Source organism: Streptomyces sp., from assembly GCF_050698815.1.
Lineage (GTDB): Bacteria > Actinomycetota > Actinomycetes > Streptomycetales > Streptomycetaceae > Streptomyces.
Window position 1 is genome coordinate 1 of record NZ_JBOHCV010000536.1, and the last position, 17,504, is coordinate 17,504.

At 71.3% G+C, this 17,504-nt stretch carries 22 protein-coding genes and 2 pseudogenes; 17 read left to right on the forward strand and 7 right to left on the reverse strand.

Annotated features, from left to right (window positions below; translation table 11 throughout):
- A pseudogene (locus tag ACRDP3_RS19400) lies at window positions 1–224 on the forward strand (phospho-sugar mutase); the annotation flags it as partial.
- A 149-nt stretch (window positions 225–373) separates the two neighbouring features.
- On the opposite strand, the gene merB reads toward ACRDP3_RS19400, so the two are convergent.
- Both merB and merA read right to left on the reverse strand, forming a co-directional pair.
- The gene (gene merB / locus ACRDP3_RS19405) at window positions 374–1,021 is read right to left on the reverse strand and encodes an organomercurial lyase MerB (protein ID WP_431518233.1); all 648 of its coding nucleotides are present in this window, start codon (window positions 1,019–1,021) and stop codon (window positions 374–376) included.
- Window positions 1,022–1,052: 31 nt separating this feature from the next.
- Window positions 1,053–2,489, reverse strand: coding sequence for a mercury(II) reductase (merA, locus tag ACRDP3_RS19410; protein WP_431518234.1), 1,437 nt, complete (start codon window positions 2,487–2,489; stop codon window positions 1,053–1,055).
- Between the two features lie 121 nt (window positions 2,490–2,610).
- Between merA and ACRDP3_RS19415 the strand changes: the two genes are divergently transcribed.
- The 3 genes and pseudogenes from ACRDP3_RS19415 to ACRDP3_RS19425 form a co-directional block, all read left to right on the forward strand.
- The gene (locus ACRDP3_RS19415; RefSeq protein ID WP_431518235.1) at window positions 2,611–2,991 is read left to right on the forward strand and encodes an ArsR/SmtB family transcription factor; all 381 of its coding nucleotides are present in this window, start codon (window positions 2,611–2,613) and stop codon (window positions 2,989–2,991) included.
- 19 nt (window positions 2,992–3,010) lie between these two features.
- The gene (locus ACRDP3_RS19420) at window positions 3,011–3,346 is read left to right on the forward strand and encodes a hypothetical protein (protein WP_431518236.1); all 336 of its coding nucleotides are present in this window, start codon (window positions 3,011–3,013) and stop codon (window positions 3,344–3,346) included.
- A 292-nt stretch (window positions 3,347–3,638) separates the two neighbouring features.
- Window positions 3,639–4,107 (forward strand): annotated as a pseudogene (locus tag ACRDP3_RS19425) (WYL domain-containing protein); the annotation flags it as partial.
- A 117-nt stretch (window positions 4,108–4,224) separates the two neighbouring features.
- Here the strand turns inward: ACRDP3_RS19425 and ACRDP3_RS19430 are convergent.
- Together ACRDP3_RS19430 and ACRDP3_RS19435 are read right to left on the reverse strand one after the other, a co-directional pair.
- Entirely contained in the window at window positions 4,225–4,608 is a 384-nt protein-coding gene (locus ACRDP3_RS19430; protein ID WP_431518237.1) for a hypothetical protein, read from the reverse strand.
- Between the two features lie 334 nt (window positions 4,609–4,942).
- Window positions 4,943–5,476, reverse strand: a complete 534-nt coding sequence (locus ACRDP3_RS19435) for a GNAT family N-acetyltransferase (protein WP_431518238.1) — start codon at window positions 5,474–5,476, stop codon at window positions 4,943–4,945.
- Between the two features lie 150 nt (window positions 5,477–5,626).
- Between ACRDP3_RS19435 and ACRDP3_RS19440 the strand changes: the two genes are divergently transcribed.
- A complete protein-coding gene (locus ACRDP3_RS19440) occupies window positions 5,627–5,902 on the forward strand; it encodes a type II toxin-antitoxin system Phd/YefM family antitoxin (protein ID WP_431518239.1) in 276 nt (91 codons plus the stop codon).
- On the forward strand, window positions 5,899–6,303 hold the full coding sequence (locus ACRDP3_RS19445) for a type II toxin-antitoxin system VapC family toxin (RefSeq protein WP_431518240.1): 405 nt from the start codon (window positions 5,899–5,901) through the stop codon (window positions 6,301–6,303). Before ACRDP3_RS19440 ends, ACRDP3_RS19445 begins: the two co-directional genes overlap by 4 nt.
- A 51-nt stretch (window positions 6,304–6,354) precedes the next feature.
- Here the strand turns inward: ACRDP3_RS19445 and ACRDP3_RS19450 are convergent, their stop codons facing one another.
- Window positions 6,355–7,089: a PH domain-containing protein gene (locus tag ACRDP3_RS19450; RefSeq protein WP_431518241.1), complete on the reverse strand. Its 735-nt coding sequence runs from the start codon at window positions 7,087–7,089 to the stop codon at window positions 6,355–6,357.
- A 172-nt stretch (window positions 7,090–7,261) separates the two neighbouring features.
- Between ACRDP3_RS19450 and deoC the strand changes: the two genes are divergently transcribed.
- From deoC to ACRDP3_RS19465, 3 genes are read left to right on the forward strand one after another with little or no spacing between them, the layout of a single operon-like run.
- Window positions 7,262–8,212, forward strand: coding sequence for a deoxyribose-phosphate aldolase (deoC, locus tag ACRDP3_RS19455; protein WP_431518253.1), 951 nt, complete (start codon window positions 7,262–7,264; stop codon window positions 8,210–8,212).
- A gap of 6 nt (window positions 8,213–8,218) precedes the next feature.
- Entirely contained in the window at window positions 8,219–9,688 is a 1,470-nt protein-coding gene (locus ACRDP3_RS19460; RefSeq protein WP_431518242.1) for an aldehyde dehydrogenase family protein, read from the forward strand.
- Window positions 9,678–10,640 carry an aldehyde dehydrogenase family protein gene (locus tag ACRDP3_RS19465; RefSeq protein WP_431518243.1) on the forward strand — a complete coding sequence of 321 codons (963 nt, stop codon included), beginning with the start codon at window positions 9,678–9,680 and terminating at the stop codon, window positions 10,638–10,640. Before ACRDP3_RS19460 ends, ACRDP3_RS19465 begins: the two co-directional genes overlap by 11 nt.
- A 20-nt stretch (window positions 10,641–10,660) precedes the next feature.
- Here ACRDP3_RS19465 and ACRDP3_RS19470 read toward each other — a convergent pair whose 3' ends face one another.
- Entirely contained in the window at window positions 10,661–11,113 is a 453-nt protein-coding gene (locus ACRDP3_RS19470) for a hypothetical protein (protein ID WP_431518244.1), read from the reverse strand.
- A 189-nt stretch (window positions 11,114–11,302) separates the two neighbouring features.
- Between ACRDP3_RS19470 and ACRDP3_RS19475 the strand changes: the two genes are divergently transcribed.
- From ACRDP3_RS19475 to ACRDP3_RS19485, 3 genes are read left to right on the forward strand one after another with little or no spacing between them, the layout of a single operon-like run.
- Complete coding sequence (locus tag ACRDP3_RS19475) at window positions 11,303–11,563, forward strand: type II toxin-antitoxin system Phd/YefM family antitoxin (protein ID WP_431518245.1); 261 nt, start codon at window positions 11,303–11,305, stop codon at window positions 11,561–11,563.
- Entirely contained in the window at window positions 11,560–11,811 is a 252-nt protein-coding gene (locus tag ACRDP3_RS19480) for a type II toxin-antitoxin system RelE family toxin (protein ID WP_431518246.1), read from the forward strand. Before ACRDP3_RS19475 ends, ACRDP3_RS19480 begins: the two co-directional genes overlap by 4 nt.
- Window positions 11,812–11,867: 56 nt before the next feature.
- Window positions 11,868–12,506, forward strand: coding sequence for a hypothetical protein (locus ACRDP3_RS19485; protein ID WP_431518247.1), 639 nt, complete (start codon window positions 11,868–11,870; stop codon window positions 12,504–12,506).
- Between the two features lie 149 nt (window positions 12,507–12,655).
- Here ACRDP3_RS19485 and ACRDP3_RS19490 read toward each other — a convergent pair whose 3' ends face one another.
- Complete coding sequence (locus tag ACRDP3_RS19490; protein ID WP_431518248.1) at window positions 12,656–13,414, reverse strand: SigE family RNA polymerase sigma factor; 759 nt, start codon at window positions 13,412–13,414, stop codon at window positions 12,656–12,658.
- 202 nt (window positions 13,415–13,616) lie between these two features.
- Between ACRDP3_RS19490 and afsQ1 the strand changes: the two genes are divergently transcribed.
- From afsQ1 to ACRDP3_RS19515, 5 genes are all read left to right on the forward strand, one after another.
- Complete coding sequence (afsQ1, locus tag ACRDP3_RS19495) at window positions 13,617–14,294, forward strand: two-component system response regulator AfsQ1 (protein ID WP_431518249.1); 678 nt, start codon at window positions 13,617–13,619, stop codon at window positions 14,292–14,294.
- Complete coding sequence (locus tag ACRDP3_RS19500) at window positions 14,192–15,940, forward strand: sensor histidine kinase (RefSeq protein ID WP_431518254.1); 1,749 nt, start codon at window positions 14,192–14,194, stop codon at window positions 15,938–15,940. Before afsQ1 ends, ACRDP3_RS19500 begins: the two co-directional genes overlap by 103 nt.
- A complete protein-coding gene (locus ACRDP3_RS19505; RefSeq protein WP_431518250.1) occupies window positions 15,937–16,542 on the forward strand; it encodes a hypothetical protein in 606 nt (201 codons plus the stop codon). Before ACRDP3_RS19500 ends, ACRDP3_RS19505 begins: the two co-directional genes overlap by 4 nt.
- Before the next feature lie 44 nt (window positions 16,543–16,586).
- Window positions 16,587–17,204: a VanZ family protein gene (locus ACRDP3_RS19510; protein WP_431518251.1), complete on the forward strand. Its 618-nt coding sequence runs from the start codon at window positions 16,587–16,589 to the stop codon at window positions 17,202–17,204.
- Window positions 17,205–17,282: 78 nt separating this feature from the next.
- Entirely contained in the window at window positions 17,283–17,480 is a 198-nt protein-coding gene (locus tag ACRDP3_RS19515) for a PspC domain-containing protein (protein WP_431518252.1), read from the forward strand.
- Window positions 17,481–17,504 lie beyond the last annotated feature (24 nt).

Consider the following 17,504-nt stretch of genomic DNA (forward strand, 5'->3'; position numbering starts at 1 on the left):
CGCCCACCGACGGCCTGCGCTACCAGCTGTCCGGCGACCCGGCAGCCGGCGTGGAGAAGGCCCGCGTGGTGGTGCGCCCGAGCGGCACGGAGCCGAAGCTGAAGTGCTACCTGGAGGTCGTGCTCCCGGTGGGTGACCGAGCGGCCCTGCCGACCGCCCGCGCCCGCGCCGCGACGGTGCTGGCCGCGTTGAAGTCCGACCTGGGCACGGCGGCGGGCGTCTGACCAGGACCTACTAGGTAGCCGGAGGCCGCGCCCAGCGCGAGGTCCTCGGCAACGGTGCATCGCCATGGTCTTCCTCCCTCCCTTTGTGGTGAGGGGTCGCCCGCTCCGGGCTGCCCACCGTGGAGACGGCGGAACGCCGGGGCGGCTTTTCAGCAGCAGCCGGATGCGGTGTCGCCCGTCAGGAGCGATGCGGTGAGGGGTCGGCCGAGCGTGTAGGCGTCAGCGACGGGCAGGACGGTGGCGCCGGGGTGCTCGGCCAACCACGGTTTCGCGGCGTCGGCGCTGGCGAAGAAGTGGACCTGGTTGCAGAAGGCGGAGCGGATGGAGGCCGGGGCTTCGGGGGTGACGATCGAGACGACGGCGGTGGCGGGCTCGACGTGGGTGACCCGGTCCGGTTCGACGCTCACGTGCACGGGGGTGCCGGTGGTGTGGCAGGGGGAGTTCACCTGGGCGCTCTGTCCGAGGACGGCGGGGAAGACCAGGGTGTCCAGCGCGCACCAGGTGTGCAGCTGCTGGCCGTCGGTCTCGAAGCGGTGCGGGGTGGGGTTCTGGGTCAGGCCGCTGCCGACGATGCGGCCGTCCTGGTCGTATTCGGTGTCGGGATTGGCGGCGAGTGCCTCGCGGACCTGGTCGGTGGTGTGGCCGGTGGCCGTGGCGAGCTGGTCGATGGTGACCGGCCGGCCGGTGGCCAGGAGTTGGAGGAGCGGGCGCCACAGCCAGGGGCGGGCGCTGGCGGCGCCGCCGCCGTTGAACGCGGCGGTCAGGCGGGCGGCGAGCTGCTGAGCCGTAGTCTCCACGATCGGTGTTCCTTGCCTTGGGGGTGGTGGGTCAGCCGGCGCAGCAGGAGAGCTTGGCGACGTCCGAGGTGAAGGTCTGGGCGGCGAGCTTGAGGGCTTCGGCCATGGTCAGGTACGGGGCCCAGGTGTGGGCGAGCTGGTCGACGGTCATGGCGGCGGTGAGGGTGTAGGTGGCGGCGGTGATGATCTCGCCCGCGGCGTCGGCGATCACGTGGACGCCGAGCACGCGGCCGGTGCGGGCGTCGGTGACGAGCTTGACCAGGCCGCGGGTGTCGCGGTTGGCCAGCGCCCGCGGCACGTACTCCAGGGGCAGCACCCGGCAGTCGCAGGGCAGCCCGGCCTCGGCGGCCTGGGCATCGGTCATCCCGGCCGACGCGATGGCCGGGCTGGTGAACGTCACGCGCGGCAGCGCGGCGTAGTCCAGGGTCCGTTCCGTCCCGCCGAGCGCGTTGTCGGAGACCAGCGTGCCCTGGGCGGCGGCGACGTACACGAGCTGCGGACCTCCGGCGACGTCACCGGCGGCCCAGATTCGCTCGTTGGTGGTGCGCAGGTAGTCGTCCACGACGACCTCGCCGCGGGGCCCGGTCTTCACCCCGACCGCCTCCAGGCCCAAGCCGGCGGTGACCGGGCGGCGGCCGGTCGCGATCAGCAACTGCTCGGCGCGCAGCTCGACCAGCTGACCGGCTCGGGCGGCGGTGAGGGTGTAGCCGCTGCCGTCTCGCCGCACGGCGGTGAGGGTGGTGGCGGTGTGCACGGCGATGCGCTCACCGGCGAAGACCTCCTCGATCACGGCGGAGACCTCGGGCTCCTCGAACGGGGCGAGCCGGTCCAGTGCCTCGATGACGGTCACTTGGGTGCCGAGGCGGGCGAACAGTTGGGCCTGCTCCAGGCCGACCGCGTTCCCGCCCACCACCACCATCGACGCCGGCAGCACGTCGAGTTCCATCGCCGTGGTGGACGTCAGGAATCCCGCCTCGGCCAGCCCGGGTACCGGCGGCTCCCAGGGGGCGGAGCCGGTCGCGATCAGGTACTGGCCAGCCTCGATCCGGCGGGTGCCGCCGTCGTTCAGCGCCACCTGAAGCACCGGGGCCTCGGTGGACCCGGCGAACGCGGCGGCGCCGTGCACGATCTCCCAGCCGTAGTCGTCCGCGAGGCCGGTGTACTTCTCCGCCCGCAGCTGCTCCACCAGGGCGTCCTTGCCGCCGATCAGCGCCGGGAGGCCGACGGGCAGTTCGGCCGGGGCCAGGCCGGGGAAGCGCCCCGCCGTGGCGGCGGTGTGGCGGGCGTCGGCGGCGGCCAGCAGCGCCTTGGAGGGCACGCAGCCCACGTTCACACAGGTACCGCCGGTGGTGCCGCGCTCGACCATCACCACCCGCCTGCCCTGGTTGGTGGCGGCGATGGCGGCGGCGAACGCCGCCGAACCGGAGCCGATGACCGCCAGGTCGAAGCCGGATTCCGTTGTGGTCACGGTGCTGCCTCCTCGTACGGAGCCCAGAATTCTGGACCAGCTGCTATGCGCCTTGCCGAATAGCTCACTGTCACCATACTATGTGGGCAGGCGAATAGTTCCAGTTGTGGAGGCCATCCGTATGCCCCAACGCCTTGACACCCCCATCTCGTCGGCCTCGGCCGCCGACGACATCCCGTGCACCCATCTGGACACGGTCGCGAAGTTTTTCCGCGCCCTGGCGGACCCCACCCGGCTGAAGCTGCTGGAGTTCATCCTGCGCGGCGAGCGCACCTCCGCCGAGTGCGTCGAGCACGCGGGAATCTCCCAGCCCCGGGCCTCCGTCCACCTGTCCTGCCTCGTGGACTGCGGCTATGTGACCGCCCGCCGGGACGGCAAGAAGCTGCGCTACTCCGTCGGCGACCCGCGGGTGGCGGACCTGGTCGTGCTGGCCCGCTCGCTGGCCGCGGACAACGCCACCGCTCTGACCTGCTGCACCCGCATCCCCGACAGCCAGGACTGAGCCGCAAGGAGAGTTCGCCATGCCTGCCACCCACCGGCCCCCCGGCCGCAACAAAGAGTCCTCCGGCGCCGGTACAGCCGCGGCCGGAACCGGCGTTGCCCTGCTGATGATCGCCTGCTGCGCCCTGCCCGCCCTGATCGCCGGTGGTGCGCTCGCCGGAATCGGCGGAGTCCTGGGCAACCCCTGGCTGATCGCCGCTGCCGTCGTACTGGTGGCCGCCGCGAGCACCGCGATTGTCCGTCGCCGCCGATCCGGCCGCGATGCCTGCTGCCCGCCCACCGGACCTGCCAAGAACCCCGCCGACCGGGACCGCCCGCACACCCCGGCCGACCAGGAAGGCCCGTACCGCCCATGACGACATCCCTGCCCCGCCGTACCGTCCTTGCCCTCGCCGTGGACATGGACCCCAGCGAATCGCCGCAGACGATCCGGTAGTTCCTCACCTACATCAAGGCCCCCGAACTACCCGCGGCCATCGATGAAGGCGCCGCGCTCTCCCAGCGGTACAAGGTCGCCGCGCTGTCCACCCTGATCGTCGTCGACCCGGCCGGCAAGGTCACCTGCCGGGCCACCGACCCCGGCCGCGACCAGACCCAGACTGCCCTCAAGAAGGCGGGAGCGAAGTGAACGGCCTGCTCGCCCTCGCGTTCGCCGCCGGGATGATCGCCCCGGTCAACCCGTGCGGGTTGGCGGCGCAGTGCTGGCCACCGCCCAGCTGAAGCTGCGGGCCGCGCTGCCCGCCGAACTCGCCGAGCGGACCCGGCGCGTCCAGGACCGGTTCCACCTGGACGCACCGGCCTGGTTCCGGGATGCCGACCCGGTTCCGTACCTTGAGGCCGCGCTGTACAAGGGAACGGCGCGGCTTCGCCTCTCCCCCTCCCAGAAATTCTTCCCATGCAGTTCGGCGCGGTCGGCACCCGGGCCCTTGAGGGAGCGGCGCCGCCGGATGGCGAAGGCTGGGTGGAGGTGGAGCTACCCGTGGAGACGCAAGCCGTCGCCGTCGGCGACCTGCTCCGGCTGGGCGCCGAGGCCGACGTACTCGCCCCGCCCGAGCTGCGCCAGGCCGTCGCCCGGACCGTGGCGACGCTGGCAAGCCGCTACGAAGCATCGCCCTGACCTGCCTTTATGCAGTGGGCGCACGATATCGAGCGCCCACTGCGTGTTCGCTTGGCCGCAGGCTCGCTGAGAACGTGGCACGCAGGCCTGACGTCCTCAGCGGGCCCGGATCATGCCTCAGTAGCCGTACGCACCGCCGCGCACGGCGTACGTGCCGTACGGGCACCTGATGGCCACGCGCTTGGCTCCGGACAGCGGACCGACCGCGTAGCGACGGTTGTTCGAGCAGTCGGCGAAGATGTAGTAGCGAGCCCCCGAGCAGGAGAGCGCGAACACCCGACCCGAGCGGTAGGGGTCCCAGCAGTGCAGCGACGCCGCGGACATCGGCGGCTGCACGGCTGTGCCGCCGGTGGATTCCACGGCGGCCCCGGTCTCGGCGGCACCGGTACGGAGGTCGGTCTGCGTGTAGCCGGCGTCGTTCCACGTCGGGGTGGCCGCGTGGGCCGCAGGCGCCATGACCCCGCCGAAGCCGAGCGCGAGCGTGACGCTCGCTCCCAGCATGGCCAGAGATTTACGGATCTTCACTCTGTGTTTCTCGCTTTCTCTTTCCCTCGTTCGGCCTGGGCGGCCGGTCACCCGAAGACGAGCGACGCCCACCAGATTCCTCACGAAAGGACCCCCGGACAAGAGATCACGATTTCTCATGACGATATGCGTTTCTCTCCCCGTTACCCGAATCCGGCTGATCAGCCGATGAGAGAATCGGTTCGCCTGTCAGGGTGCGGGAGTCGCGATTTCACTCGTGTGAGTGTGCGCGGGGCGCCCTGTCACGACCCGCACGCTCAGCTGTGCGGACCCTCACGCAGCGGGACTTGAAGAGAGCGCGGCAAGATTCTCACGCCTCGAATTCCGTGAGGTCGATCGCGTGGACACGCAGCGGAAACCCGTACTCCGGGTGCGTCGTTTCGCGCTCCAGCGTCATGCCGAGCTTGCGCATCACGTTCTCGGAGGCTTCGTTGCCCACCCGGCTGATGCTGATGAGGCGGTCCAGGCCGCGGTCCTGGAGGGCGAACTCCATCGCGGCGTGGGCCGCTTCGGACGCGTAACCCTGACCCCAGAACTGGCGACCGAGCCGCCAGCCGATCTCCACCGCGGGCAGCACCTCCGGCAGGAAGGTGGGCACGGACAGGCCGGTGAAACCGGCCAGTTCGCCCGAGCCGCGCAGCTCGACGGCGAAAAGGCCGAAGCCCTCCTCGTCCCACTCCTCCTCCCAGCGCTCCATGGCCTCGACGGTCTGCTCGAGGTCCCCGACCGAGCCGTCGCCGACCCAGCGCATGACCTGGGGGTCGGCGTTGATCTCCGCCATCTGTGCGACGTCGTCGTCATCGAAGTGGCGGAGGGTGAGGCGGGGAGTGTGGATCTCGGACATGCCTGCATTCTGTCGCAGCCGCTCAGCGCGTCGACAGGACGGTCACCCGTCGCGGCCCGCGTCCCGAGCATGGCCCGCAGACACCCGACACCATTCGGCCGTGACACACTCGACGTGGCACACCGTAATGCGTTGTATTACAGTGGCTCCATGAAGACCATCACCCAACGGGAGCTGGCAGCTCGTTCCAAGGCCGTGCTCGACGATGTCGAGGCCGGGGCCGTTTACCACATCACGCGAAACGGTACGGAGATCGCGGAAGTCCGGCCGATCACCCCTCGTCGCCGGTTCGTCCCAGTCGACGAGCTTCAGCGAAAGTGGCGCAATGCTCCGCGGGTCGACAGCGCGCAACTTCGCGCTGAGGCCGACGAGTTCTACGGCGACGAGGACCGGGTGACCGACGGCGACGAGGGCGAGCACCGATGATCGAGCGACACGAGCGCGGACTGCTCGACACCTGTGTGGTAATCGACCTACCGGACATCAACCAGTCTTCGCTGCCGGTGGAGGCGGCTCTCCCGTCCGTTGTCCTCGCTGAGCTCGCTCAAGGCGTGGCGATGGCCAAAGATCCTGTCGTCATACTGGCCCGGGCACAGCGCCTCGCGGATGCAGAGGCTGAATTCGCGTCGGTTCCATTCGATCGGGAGGCCGCGCGCAGATTCGGCACTCTGGTAGCGCTCACCCTGAAGGCGAACCGCGATCCCCGCCCCCGGCGGATGGACCTCATGGTCGCAGCGACAGCAGCTGCGCAAGGTCTCCCCCTCTACACACGGAACGCGGACGACTTCAAAGGGCTGGAGTCAGGCGTGGATGTCGTCGCTGTCTGAACGCGGAAAACCTTCTCGTTCCCTCAGAAGGAACAGCGCCGGTGACTCCGGTCAGCCGCTCACGAACAGGATCGTCAGGGCGATGGCGCCGACGAGGGCCGGGGCGGCGATCTCGTAGGCCCAGCGGACCGCCACCTCGCCCTGCGCGGACGGCTTTTCGCCGTTGTCCGTCGCGAGCGCGCGCAGTTCGTCGATCGCCTGGTCGGACGGTGCGCGCCGCTCGGCGGCGTCGTCCGGCTCCGGCACCACCGGAACTCCGCCGAAACCGAGGAAGCCGCCGCCCCGGGCCGGGCCCCCGCCGCCCCGGGCGGCGCGTTCCGTCTGCCGGGAGGCCCGCTTACGCGCGCGCAGGGAGACGGGGATCGACCACAGCTGGTACTTGGTGCCGTCGGCGATGACTTCGCTGGAGTAGCCCGCCCGCAGGCCTTCCACCGTGCCCCAGGGGACGGTGATGGTGCGGAAGGGATTGCGTACGCGCAGCCGCCGGTCGCTCGCGTAGACGGCGGGCCGGAGCGTGTAGGCGACCACCAGCGGGACGAAGCAGACGAGGCCGGAAAGGGCCAGCCAGCGGGTGCGGGCCGTGCCGTTGAGCAGCGCCTCGCCGCCGAGCCAGGCGGCGAGCAGGAGCAGCAGGACGCCGCCCCCCATGGCGGCCGCCGAGCGGTAGCAGCGGTCGGCGTACACGGGTGGCGCGGGGTCGGCCCCGGAGCCCGCCCCGGACTCCGGACGGGACTCGGGTTCGGGTGCGCGCTCAGGCTCGGGCTCGGGTCGGGACTCGCTACTCATGGGGGCGATTCTGCCGGACCGTCCGGATGACGGACGTTGCGGTCCGGCATCGATCCGCGCTCCACCGACCGGCTCCGCCCCAGGATCAGGGGGCCACCCCTACCCACGATGCTACGCGTGTAGATATGCTCCCCTTGTGACTGTGTCTTCTGCGTCTCCCGCTGCTGCCGCCCTGGCGGACGTGACCGCGTCCGACGCCTCGCTGCGCCGCTACCTGCATGGCCTGCCGGGTGTCGACGCGGTCGGGCTCGAAGCCCGCGCCGCGACCCTCGGCACCCGCTCGATCAAGACCACGGCGAAGGCGTACGCCATCGACCTGGCCATCTCGATGATCGACCTGACCACCCTCGAGGGCGCCGACACCCCCGGCAAGGTGCGGTCGCTGTGCGCCAAGGGCGCCAACCCCGACCCGACCGACCGCACCAGCCCGCAGGTCGCCGCGATCTGTGTCTACTCCGACATGGCGGCCACCGCCAAGCAGGCGCTGGCCGCGGGCGGCGGTGCCGGGATCAAGGTCGCCTCCGTCGCGACCGCCTTCCCCTCCGGCCGGGCGGCGCTCTCCGTCAAACTGGCCGACACCCGTGAGGCCGTCGCCGCCGGCGCCGACGAGATCGACATGGTGATCGACCGCGGCGCCTTCCTCGCGGGCCGCTACGGCAAGGTCTTCGAGGAGATCCAGGCCGTGAAGGAGGCCTGCGCACGACCGCAGGGAGAGCCCGCCCACCTGAAGGTGATCTTCGAGAACGGCGAGCTGTCGACGTACGACAACATCCGCCGCGCCTCCTGGCTGGCGATGCTCGCCGGCGCCGACTTCATCAAGACCTCGACCGGCAAGGTCGCGGTCAACGCCACGCTGCCGGGCACGCTGCTGATGCTGGAGGCCGTACGGGACTTCCGCGCCGCGACGGGCACCCAGATCGGGGTGAAGCCCGCGGGCGGCATCCGTACCGCGAAGGACGCCATCCGGTATCTGGTCGTGGTGAACGAGACGGTGGGCTCCGACTGGCTGAGCCCCGACTGGTTCCGGTTCGGCGCCTCCAGTCTCCTCAACGATCTGCTGATGCAGCGCCAGAAGCTGAGCACCGGGCGCTACTCCGGTCCCGACTACGTGACGGTGGACTGAGCACCTATGACAGACGAGATTTTCGCGTACGCCCCCGCCCCCGAGTCCCGGGCGATCGTCGACATCGCCCCCTCCTACGGGCTGTTCATCGACGGCGAGTTTCGCGAGGCCGCGGCGGGCAAGGTCTTCAAGACCGTCTCGCCCGCGACCGAGGAAGTGCTCTCCGAGGTCGCCCAGGCGGGCACCGAGGACGTCGAGTCGGCGGTACGCGCCGCCCGTACGGCCTTCACCGGCTGGTCCGCGCTGCCCGGCGCCGAGCGCGCGAAGTACCTCTTCCGCATCGCCCGCGTCATCCAGGAACGCTCCCGTGAACTGGCCGTGCTGGAGACGCTGGACAACGGCAAGCCGATCCGGGAGACCCGCGACGCCGACCTGCCGCTCGTCGCCGCGCACTTCTTCTACTACGCGGGGTGGGCGGACAAACTCGAGCACGCCGGGTTCGGGCGGAGCACGACAAAAGGCACGAGCGGACGGGAGCCCCGGCCGCTCGGCGTCGCCGCGCAGGTCATCCCCTGGAACTTCCCGCTGCTGATGCTCGCCTGGAAGATCGCTCCCGCCCTGGCCACCGGCAACACCGTGGTGCTCAAGCCGGCCGAGACGACCCCGCTCTCCGCCCTCTTCTTCGCCGACGTCTGCCGCCAGGCCGGCCTGCCCAAGGGCGTCGTCAACATCCTGACCGGCGACGGCACGGCCGGTGCCGAACTGGTCGCACACCCCGGCGTCGACAAGGTGGCCTTCACCGGTTCCACGGCCGTCGGCAAGGCGATCGCCCGTACGGTCGCCGGTACACACAAGAAGCTCACCCTCGAACTGGGCGGCAAGGGCGCCAACATCGTCTTCGACGACGCCCCCGTCGACCAGGCCGTCGAGGGCATCGTCAACGGCATCTACTTCAACCAGGGCCAGGTCTGCTGCGCCGGCTCGCGGCTGCTGGTGCAGGAGTCGGTGCAGGAGGAGCTGCTGGACGCGCTCAAGCGGCGCCTGGCCACGCTGCGCGTCGGCGATCCGCTCGACAAGAACACCGACGTCGGCGCCATCAACTCCGCCGAACAGCTGGCCCGTATCACCGCCCTGGCGGACTCCGGCGAAGCGGAGGGAGCCGAACGCTGGTCGGCGCCCTGTGCGTTGCCGGACAGCGGCTACTGGTTCGCGCCGACGCTCTTCACCAACGTCAGCCAGGCACACCGGATCGCCCGCGAGGAGATCTTCGGGCCGGTCCTGTCCGTACTGACCTTCCGTACCCCGGACGAGGCCGTGGCGAAGGCCAACAACACGCCCTACGGGCTCTCGGCGGGCATCTGGACGGAGAAGGGCTCGCGCATCCTGTCGATGGCGAACCAGCTGCGGGCGGGCGTCGTCTGGGCCAACACCTTCAACAAATTCGACCCGACCTCGCCCTTCGGCGGCTATCAGGAGTCGGGCTTCGGCCGCGAGGGCGGCCGCCACGGTCTGGAGGCCTACCTCGATGTCCGATAAGACGGCCAATACGGCCGAGTCGGCCAAGTCGGCGAAGCCGTCCAAGGCGGCGAAGCCGGCGGCGTCGCGTACTCCGCGTACGCCGGCGCGGATCGACGTCCTGAAGACGTACAAGCTCTTCATCGGTGGCAAGTTCCCGCGCAGCGAGAGCGGACGGGTGTACGAGGTGACCGACTCCCAGGGCAACTGGCTGGCCAACGCGCCGCAGTCGTCACGCAAGGACGCACGGGACGCGGTCGTCGCCGCGCGCAAGGCGTTCGGCGGCTGGTCCGGCGCCACCGCGTACAACCGGGGCCAGGTCCTCTACCGCGTCGCGGAGATGCTGGAGGGCCGCCGCGAGCAGTTCGCGGCCGAAGTGGCCGCCGCGGAGGGCGTGTCGGGGGCGGCCGCGAGCGCCCAGGTCGACGCCGCGATCGACCGCTGGGTCTGGTACGCGGGCTGGTCCGACAAGGTGGCCCAGGTGGCGGGCGGCGCCAACCCCGTCGCCGGCCCCTTCTTCAACCTCTCCACCCCCGAGCCGACCGGTGTCGTCGCCGTACTGGCGCCGCAGGAGTCGTCCTTCCTGGGCCTGGTCTCGGTGCTCGCCCCCGTCATCGTCACGGGCAACACCGCGGTGCTGGTCCCCGCGGAGCGGGCGCCGCTCCCCGCGCTCTCGCTGTCGGAGGTGCTGGCCACCTCCGACGTGCCGGGTGGCGTCGTCAACGTCCTCTCCGGCCGTACGCACGAGGTCGCCGCCCCGCTCGCCGCCCACCAGGACGTGAACGCGATCGACCTCGCGGGCGCGGCGGCGGACACGGAGCTGGCCCGGGAGCTGGAGACCGCCGCGGCGGACAACCTCAAACGAGTGCTGCGCCCGGGCCCCGCGGACCCGGACTGGTCCGCAGACCCGGGCACCGGCAGGCTGCTCGCCTTCCTGGAGACGAAGACGGTCTGGCACCCGGTCGGCGTCTGACCGGCGTATGCGGAGGGGCCTCAGCCGGGCAGCAGGTTCGACGCCTGGCCGGCGACCGGGAGTTCGCCCACCGGCTGCCCCTTGGCCAGCGGCCCGGTGGCCATAGCCGTGTCGACCGGCTCGAGGTCGGAGATCTGGGTGCCCACCGCGTTGTCGGCGGGGTTGAACCGACTGCCGGCCATCGGGTTGCCCCGGAGGCTCTTCACGGGCCCGGTGGCCTTGCCCGCGCCGCCGGTCAGCCCTCCCGTCACCGTGTGGACCGGGAGCCCGCCCGGCTTGTCCAGTGCGGTCGAGTTGGCAGTGGTGACCGGGGTGTCGAGCTGGTTCGGCGCGGCGGCCGGCGCGGCCGCCGCGGATCCTCCCGTCGCACCAACGACGGCGCCTGCCGCAGTGGCCATCAGGCCCGCGCGCAGCAGCAGCCGTGCGGTGTGCCGGGTTTCGTTCCTACGCGCGTGTCGTGGGCGAGAGTTCACGGATTCCACCTGTCAGACGTTGGGTAACTGTTCGGCGACACACAGTAATACCTCGCGCGCCCACAGGCGAGAATCCCGTCAACCCATCGGCACCCAGCGAGGGGGCACCCCTTCCAGCTGCCGGCATCCGGCCCGACGGCAGGGATGGATCCACTGCCCAGAAGGAGCGACAACTGTACACTTCTCGTCATGAGTGACGACGTCTCCTACCCCATGACCGAAGCCCGAGCCCAGTTCGGCACCCTGGTCCGGCGGGCCGCACACTCCCATGACCGCATCGCGATCACCGATCACGGGCACACGGCGGCCATTCTGATCAACCCGCAGGACCTCATGGACCTCGAGGACGAGCTGGCCGTCGCCCGGTACCAGGCAAAGGTGGCGGCCGGCACGGCGGAGTACCTCTCGCACGAGGAAGTCGGCAAGCGTCTCGGCCTGGTGGGCGAGTGAACCACCCGGTCATCTGGGAGACGGAGGCCACCGACGCCGCCACCCGCTTCATCAAGGACGACCCCGACGGTCTACGGCAGGTTTATGCCTCCGTGGACCTCCTTGCAGTCGATCCCCGTCCAGCGGGCAGCGTCGCGCTGGGCACATCGGATCTTCGCCGCATACACATCGGCAGGTACCGCGTCATCTATGCGATCTCCGAATCGGAGATCACCATCGTGGTGATACATCTGGGCCGCGTGGGCTGAGCCCGGCCGCGCCCGGACGGTTACGCAGGCCGGGGGATGGGTGAGAATGGGGTCTCGTGACCGTCCCCAGCGACATATCCCCCGCACCCCGCGTCATCCTGCTGACCGGGCCCTCCGGGGCGGGCAAGTCCCGGCTGGCCGTGCGCAGCGGGCTGCCCGTGATGCGGCTCGACGACTTCTACAAGGAGGGCGGGGACCCGACGCTGCCGCAGTTGCCGCACGGCATCGGCGTGGACTGGGACTCGGCGCACTCGTGGGATGCCGACGCCGCGGTGGCGGCGGTGCGGGAGCTGTGCGCGAAGGGCCGTACGACCGTGCCGCTCTACGACATCTCCCTGAGTGCCCGCATCGGCACGGAGACGCTCACGCTGGGCGACGGCGCTCCGCTCTTCATCGCCGAGGGGATCTTCGCCGCCGACATCGTGGCCCGCTGCCGCGAACTGGGCCTGCTCGCCGACGCGATCTGTCTGCGCGGCCGGCCCGTCACCACCTTCCGGCGACGCCTGCTGCGTGACGTGCGCGAGGGACGGAAGTCGGTGCCCTTCCTGCTGCGCCGCGGCTGGCGGCTGCTGCGGGCGGAGGGCGCGATCGTGGCGCGGCACCGGGAGCTGGGCGCATACCCGTGTGCGCGGGACGAAGCGGCGGGGCGGATAGGGCAGTTGAGCGCCGCCTGTTCGGCGCGTACGCGCGCCTGAGAGCCCGGGCCGCGGCGACACCGGCCGGCGCGCACAAGTGGGAGAGCGGGCACGGACAGACCCCCCGGCCCTCCGTGCCCGCTCTTCCGTCCCCCGTTCTTCTCCCCTGCCCCCGTGCCCCGGACCTCCCAGGTCCCGGGACCGGCGGCTCAGGCGACCAGCTCGCCGAAGGACTCGTCCTGGTCCCGGCCGAAGCTGAGCACCTCGTCGTAGCGCAGCCGGCGCAGCGAGCGCCAGATGCTGCTCTTCACGGTGCCGACACTGATGTCCAGTATGTCGGCGATCTCCGGGTCCGTACGGCCCTCGTAGTAGCGCAGCACGAGCATCGTGCGCTGCTGTTCGGGCAGCCGGGCGAGTGCCTGCCAGAGCACGGTGCGCAGCTCCGTGCCGCGCATCGCGTCCTGGTCACAGCCGGTCTCCGGCAGCTCCTCGGTCGGGTATTCGTTCAGCTTGCGGCGCCGCCACGCGCTGATGTGCAGGTTCGTCATGGTGCGGCGCAGGTAACCGCCGACGGCCGCCTTGTCGCTGATCCGGTCCCAGGCGCGGTACGTCGAGAACAGCGCGCTCTGGAGCAGGTCTTCGGCCTCGAAGCGGTCTCCGGTGAGGTGGTAGGCGGTCGCGTACAGGGAGGCGCGACGCTCACGTACGTAGGCGGTGAACTCCGCCTCCGACGCGCTCCCGTGCCGCTCCCCCCGCTCCTCCCTGTACGCACCGTCTCCCGTGCCGGCCTCCCCCCGGAGGCCATCCACCGCAGCGATGTGCGATGGACGTGTCCGTCCGCCGCCCCCCAGAGCGCACCCCCGTACGCTCCCGGCGGACTTGTCGGCGACGCGGTTCGCCGGAACCGACGGGGTGTGCAGACGCGTCTGAATAACTGCGCTGATGGTGTTGGCGTGCAGTGTGTTCATCTCGCGCCCCCCTCGGGCCAACCTGTCGCTTGCTGATGTCGTATACATTGCCCGGGCAGTTTCATCGCGAGGTCCCCCGACTGTCACAGCGGTGTCACAAGGGTGCTGGTGGGCGTGTCCCGCGGCGTGCGGGGCGGACCGGCGAGGGCCGACGCCTACGGGCGGTCGAAGTCCGAGGGGGGCATGGGACAGAATGGCGCGTGTGCCTTTCCTGTTGCTGATCGAGGACGATGACGCTGTTCGTACCGCTCTGGAGATGGGGCTGACCCGTCAGGGCCATCGCGTGGTGACGGCCGCGTCCGGCGAGGACGGTCTCAAACTGCTGCGCGAGCAGCGGCCGGACCTGATCGTGCTGGACGTGATGCTGCCGGGCATCGACGGCTTCGAGGTGTGCCGTCGCATCCGCCGCACCGACCAGCTGCCGATCATTCTGCTGACCGCGCGCAGCGACGACATCGATGTGGTCGTGGGCCTGGAGTCCGGTGCGGACGACTACGTCGTCAAGCCCGTGCAGGGCCGGGTGCTGGACGCCCGTATCCGGGCGGTGATGCGGCGCGGCGAGCGCGAGTCCAACGACGCGGCGACCTACGGCAGCCTGGTCATCGACCGCTCGGCGATGACCGTGACCAAGAGCGGCGAAGACCTGCAACTGACGCCGACGGAGCTGCGGTTGCTGCTGGAGCTGAGCCGGCGGCCCGGACAGGCGCTGTCCCGGCAGCAGCTGCTGCGGCTGGTGTGGGAGCACGACTATCTCGGTGACTCGCGGCTGGTCGACGCCTGCGTGCAGCGGCTGCGCGCGAAGGTCGAGGACGTGCCGTCCTCGCCGACGCTGATCCGCACGGTGCGCGGGGTGGGTTACCGGCTGGACGCTCCTCAGTGACCGACCCGCCGCGCCCCTCCCTCCGCGTGCGCGGCTGGTTCGCCGGTGTGCTGCCGACGCTGCGGCTGCGGCTGGTCGTCGTCTTCGCCCTGGTGGCACTGACGGCCGCGGTGTCGGCCTCGGGCATCGCGTACTGGCTCAACCGGGACGCCGTACTGACCCGCACCCAGAACGCCGCGCTCAACGACTTCCGCAAGTCGATGGAGGATCACGCGGGCAGCCTGCCCCGGCGCTACGACTGCCGCCAACTGCGGGACACTGCTGAGCAGATGGCCGGCACCACGCAGAACTACGAGGTGCTGCTCACCGGCGAGGACGCGACCGGCGCCCCGTGCACGGCCGCCTCGGACCAGGACGCCTTCTCGATGGGCGACGTACCGGGACGGCTGCGCGCCGCCGTCGCCGAACGACGGCGGATCGGTGACGGCAACTCCTCCCCGTACCACCTCTACTGGCAGCGCACCACCGCGGCGGACGGCAGCGAGCCCTTCCTGGTCGGCGGGGCGAAGCTGACCGGCGAGGGGCCGACACCCTCCGGGTACCTGCGCAAGTCGCTGCAGCCGGAGCTGGACGACCTCAACTCGCTGGCCTGGTCGCTGGGCATCGCCACCGGGCTGGCCCTGGTCGCCGCGATGCTGCTCGCGCAGGCCGCCGCGACGACCGTGCTGCGGCCCGTACGGCGGCTGGGCGACGCGGCCCGGCGGCTGGGCGAGGGAAAGCTGAACACCCGGCTGAAAGTGACGGGGACGGACGAACTGGCCGAGCTGTCCCGTACGTTCAACCGGACCGCCGAGGCACTGGAGAGCCGGGTCGCCGAGCTGAGCGCGCGGGAGGAGTCCTCGCGGCGCTTCGTCGCCGACATGTCGCACGAGCTGCGGACGCCGATGACCGCGATCTCCGCGGTGACCGAAGTGCTGGAGGAGGAGCAGGAGAACCTCGACCCGATGATCGGGCCCGCCGTGGCCCTGGTGGTCAGCGAGACGCGGCGCCTGAACGACCTGGTGGAGAACCTGATGGAGGTGACCCGCTTCGACGCCGGCACGGCGAAACTGGTGCTCGACGACGTCGACGTGGCGGACCAGGTCACGGCCTGCATCGACGCGCGGGCCTGGCTGGACGCGGTCGAACTCGACGCCGACCGTGGCCTGATGGTGCGTCTCGACCCGCGGCGGCTCGACGTCATCCTCGCCAACCTGATCGGCAACGCGCTCAAGCACGGGGGCTCGCCCGTGCGGGTGTCGGTACGGACGGAGCGTTCGCCCTCGGGCGCCGGTGAGCTGGTGATCGAGGTCGCCGACCGGGGGCCCGGCATCCCGGCGGACGTGCTGCCGCACGTCTTCGACCGCTTCTTCAAGGCCAGCGCGTCCCGGCCGCGGTCGGAGGGCAGCGGGCTGGGCCTGTCCATCGCCCAGGAGAACGCGCCCATCCACGGCGGCTCCATCTCCGCCCGTAACGCCCGAGGAGCGGAGGGCGGCGCGGTCTTCACCCTCCGGCTGCCGCGCGAGACCGGGGACTCGCAGGACGTCGCCGATGGCGGCGACCGGGGCGACGGTGCCGAGGGCGGCGGCAACGACAGCGGCGTCGGCGGCGATGCCGGGAGCGGGCGCGGTGCGGGTGACGACGGCGACAGGAGGAACGAGCGATGAGACGCGCACTCGCGGGCGTGGCCCTGCTCGGCGCGCTGGCGGCCGGCTGCGGCATCCGCTCCACGTCCGTCCCCGTGGACGCCGGCCCCGCACCCTCGCGGGTGGGCTGCGTGCTGCCCGGCGACCGGGAGACCGGCGATGAGGGCGGCACCGGGAACCTGCCCGTCCGCGTCTATCTCACGTGCGGCTCCCGCGTGTCCCCCGTGGAGCGCCGCATCAGCGTGCCCGGGGGTTCCGAAGCGGAGCGGCTGCCCATGGCCCGCAAACTGCTGGTCGCGCTCCAGACCGATCCGGACGCCGAGGAGTCGTCGGCCGGCTTCCGTACGGCGGTGCCACGCGGACTGCGGGTCGACGGACCGCGCGGGGAGGACCCGGGGGACGCGCTGCGGCTGAGCACGCCGTTGGACGAGTTGCCGTCGTTCGCGCTCGCGCAGATCGTCTGCACGTACGCGGACACCGCCACCTCCGGCACGGACCGGTCCGTGACCCTCGGCGGCCCCGCGCACGAGACCGGAGCCGACGAGCCGCTGCGTCGGTACGAGTGCGGGACCGCGCTGCGCACCCGGCCGGAGGCGGCCGCGACCGCGGGGACCCCCGTCTGAACACGGCCGGAACCGCGGGCCGGGGTCGTCGCGTCTTTCCTGGCGTGCAGTCTTTCAGCAGAGCCGGCCGTGCCGGGCATGCCGGCCATGGCTCCGGTACCGCCGCCTCCGCTTCCCGTATCCGCGCCGTGGGCATCCTCCTGCTGGTCGCGCATCTGCTCCTCCTCGGCTGGCTGGCGCAGCGCCCGCTGTCGGTGCCCTGGGTGGCGCCGGCGAATCTGCGGCCCTTCGCGACCATCCGCGCGGATCTCGCCCGCGAGGCGGACCTGGCCCACGCGCTGGCCGGCCTGGGCGGCGAACTGCTGCTGCTCGCACCCCTCGGGGTGCTGCTGCCACTGGCGGCCGGGCGGCTGCACCGGTCGCTGCCGGGTACGTGCGCACGTACCGTCTTCCTCGGCGCACTGATCTCGTCCGGCAAGGTGCTGCTCCAGTCGGGAGTGCCCGGGCACGTCGTGAACGTGGACTCGGTGCTGCTCAACACCACCGGGGTCGCCCTCGCCTGCCTGCTGGTCTTCCCGCCGCTCCGTGCGCGGCTGCGCCGGAACGCGGCACCGCCCTCGCCCTCGCCCTACGGCGCCCGGGAGCAGGACGCGCTCCCCCGCCGGGAGGAGACGGGGCAGGGTCCGACCCCGAGGGCGGCCAGGGTCGGAATGGCCCCGTAGTCCGACGCCGCCGGGTGTGACTCCCGACTAGCGTGGAAACCCGACAGCATGCGACGTACCGAAGTGAAGGAGCCCGCCATGCCCGCACTTGCCCGCCCGCGCGAAGACCGGATGATCGCCGGTGTGTGTTCCGGACTGGCACGCCGCACCGGTATGCGTCCCAACACCATGCGGCTGATCTTCGTGGTCTCCTGTCTGCTGCCGGGACCGCAGTTCCTGCTCTACCTGGCGCTGTGGATCCTGCTGCCGAACGATGAACAGCGGACCGCCTGGTAGGGCCTGCCGGGCGGAACCCACGAC

Coding starts and splice junctions, on each gene's coding strand:
- ACRDP3_RS19420 (WP_431518236.1), top strand. CDS start 3,011: ATGCCTGCCACCCACCGGCCCCCCGGCCGCAACAAAGAGTCCTCCGGC.
- ACRDP3_RS19440 (WP_431518239.1), top strand. CDS start 5,627: ATGAAGACCATCACCCAACGGGAGCTGGCAGCTCGTTCCAAGGCCGTG.
- ACRDP3_RS19505 (WP_431518250.1), top strand. CDS start 15,937: ATGAGACGCGCACTCGCGGGCGTGGCCCTGCTCGGCGCGCTGGCGGCC.
- ACRDP3_RS19430 (WP_431518237.1), bottom strand. CDS start 4,608: ATGCTGGGAGCGAGCGTCACGCTCGCGCTCGGCTTCGGCGGGGTCATG.
- ACRDP3_RS19415 (WP_431518235.1), top strand. CDS start 2,611: ATGCCCCAACGCCTTGACACCCCCATCTCGTCGGCCTCGGCCGCCGAC.
- ACRDP3_RS19475 (WP_431518245.1), top strand. CDS start 11,303: ATGAGTGACGACGTCTCCTACCCCATGACCGAAGCCCGAGCCCAGTTC.
- ACRDP3_RS19465 (WP_431518243.1), top strand. CDS start 9,678: ATGTCCGATAAGACGGCCAATACGGCCGAGTCGGCCAAGTCGGCGAAG.
- ACRDP3_RS19450 (WP_431518241.1), bottom strand. CDS start 7,089: ATGAGTAGCGAGTCCCGACCCGAGCCCGAGCCTGAGCGCGCACCCGAA.
- ACRDP3_RS19435 (WP_431518238.1), bottom strand. CDS start 5,476: ATGTCCGAGATCCACACTCCCCGCCTCACCCTCCGCCACTTCGATGAC.
- ACRDP3_RS19515 (WP_431518252.1), top strand. CDS start 17,283: ATGCCCGCACTTGCCCGCCCGCGCGAAGACCGGATGATCGCCGGTGTG.
- ACRDP3_RS19490 (WP_431518248.1), bottom strand. CDS start 13,414: ATGAACACACTGCACGCCAACACCATCAGCGCAGTTATTCAGACGCGT.
- ACRDP3_RS19445 (WP_431518240.1), top strand. CDS start 5,899: ATGATCGAGCGACACGAGCGCGGACTGCTCGACACCTGTGTGGTAATC.
- ACRDP3_RS19460 (WP_431518242.1), top strand. CDS start 8,219: ATGACAGACGAGATTTTCGCGTACGCCCCCGCCCCCGAGTCCCGGGCG.